1 protein-coding gene is annotated in these 221 nt (G+C 60.6%); it reads left to right on the top strand.

Translation table 11 applies throughout. The features are described 5' to 3' along the window. The coding region (locus tag E1958_RS20720) for a transposase (RefSeq protein WP_481752908.1) at positions 1–221 on the top strand (221 nt) is incomplete at both ends.

Here is a 221-nt window from a genome sequence, read left to right as displayed (position 1 = left end):
TTGGAGCTGATCTGGCGGCTGGAGGGATTGGTCCCAAGCTACCGCACCAGCGCTGAGTTTCGGCGCGTGAACGGGACCGCCCGGCGTGCGGCGAACCGTGATTTCGTCCTGTTGTGTCGAGAACTGGATCTGGTGGGTGGAGAAACCATCGGTATCGACGGCTCCTTTTTCCAGGCCAGTGCCAGTGACGCCAGCATCACGACCAAGAAGGATTTGGAGGC

Source organism: Candidatus Thiosymbion oneisti (assembly GCF_004359955.1).
In the GTDB taxonomy this organism is placed as follows: Bacteria; Pseudomonadota; Gammaproteobacteria; order Chromatiales; family Chromatiaceae; genus Thiosymbion; species Thiosymbion oneisti.
Note: the sequence above shows the minus strand (reverse complement) of the source record. Positions and strands in the feature narration are given on the sequence as shown.